The organism is Actinosynnema sp. NPDC023658 (genome assembly GCF_040639995.1).
GTDB lineage: Bacteria > Actinomycetota > Actinomycetes > Mycobacteriales > Pseudonocardiaceae > Actinosynnema.
This window is the reverse complement of sequence record NZ_JBFAAX010001220.1, coordinates 1-1,506: the sequence shown is the minus strand read 5'-3', so window position 1 is coordinate 1,506 and position 1,506 is coordinate 1. Positions and strand designations below refer to the sequence as shown.

The window sequence follows — 1,506 nt, the reverse complement described above, 5'->3', positions numbered from 1 at the left end:
GACGAGTGACACCCGTCACACGGATGACATCCGCGTGAATCGGCCCGGAAACAACCGGTCCCGCACCCGCCTCCACGAACGCCACCGCCGCGCCCGCCTCGGCCAGCCGCACGGCGCCGTCCGGCCGCACCCGCGTGCCGGGCCGCAGCAGGTGCCGCACCTGCTCCACGCACTCGGCGCTGCCCACCACGACCGACGCCCGCCGCAGCTCGGCCCCGGCCCGCGGCGGGGGCTCGGGGGCATCCCCCGGGCCGAGGCCCACCAGCGCCAGCCGGCCGCGCGGCAGCCCCCGCGCGGCGGCCACGGTCACGCCGGTGCCCTTGACCTTCTCCGCCGCGATCTCCACCCGCCCGCCGCCGGACAGCTCCACCGCGCCGCGCAACGCCGCCGCCTCGGCCACGCTCGGGATGCCGATGGCCAGCTCCGCCGGGTTCGGCACCGGGATCACCGCCAGCTCCTCGCCCGGGTAGGCCAGCAGCGGCGCGGTGGTCGAGTCGTGCCAGAAGCCCCAGTCCTCCACCGCGTCCGCGATGCCCTGCTCGGCCACCTTGCGGTCCAGCGTGGCGAACGCCCGCACGGCGCGCAGGTCCAGCCCGCGGTCCTCCTCCAACCGAGCCAGCGCCGCCGACACCGCCGACGCGGCCACCCCCGTGCTCGACCCGACGCCCACGACCAGCGTGCGCGGCACGACCCGCACCACGCGGTCGTGCAGGGGCCCCTTGGGCACCCGGTCGTCCACCAGCACGGTCCACGCCGTCCCGTGCGAGCGCGCTGCGGGGGTCGGGGTCGCCGGTGAGGCCACCACGTTGTCGGGCAGCGCGGGCAACGGGAAGCCGAGCGGGTTGGCCAGCACCACCGGCTCGCCGGACCGCACCGCCTCGCCGCACCCGGCCAGGTCGCCCTCGACCGTGGCGTCCAGCAGCTCCACCAGCTCGTCCAGCGGCGAGTCGACCGACGCCGACGTGGTCACGGCCTGCGCGCCGAGCACGTCGGCCACCCGTTCCGCCAACGCGTCCGCGCCGCCCAGCAGCGCCACGGCGAACCCGCCGTCCACGCACACCACGCCCGGGTCGGCGCGCTCGTCGCGCAGCAGCGGCGCGACCAGCCGCACCGTCGCCTCCGTGCCGAGGAAGAACACCGCCGACCCCAGCCGCGGCCACAACGCGCGCAACGCGGGCCCGACCGGCCCGTCCGGCACCACCGCGTCCGGACCGAGGAACCCGGCCAGCTCGACCGCGGCCCGCCGCCCGCGCTCACCGGCGGCGAACACACCGATCACGCCTTCTTCCTCCCCCACACCACGGTCACCGGGTTGGTGGCCAGCAACGTCCCGCCGGTCAGCCGTGCCGCGGCCAGCTGACTGCCCTCGACCTCGTACCCGGCCTCCAGCAGCGCGTCCCGCGCGGGCAGGACGCGGTCCAGGTCCGGGGTCGCCACCACGACCCGCCGGGCGCCCGACCGCACGCACCGCCGCACCCCGTCCGCGCCACCGCCGCCGACGAACAC

At 77.8% G+C, this 1,506-nt stretch carries 1 protein-coding gene and 1 pseudogene; both read right to left on the bottom strand.

Annotated elements, in window-relative coordinates; translation table 11 throughout:
- Positions 1 to 1,279: cobalamin biosynthesis protein (locus AB0G02_RS39695; RefSeq protein WP_360805539.1), on the bottom strand; the 1,279-nt coding region annotated here is incomplete at its 3' end.
- Positions 1,276 to 1,506, bottom strand: a pseudogene (locus tag AB0G02_RS39690) (precorrin-6y C5,15-methyltransferase (decarboxylating) subunit CbiE); the annotation flags it as partial. The pseudogene AB0G02_RS39690 and the gene AB0G02_RS39695, both read right to left, overlap by 4 nt.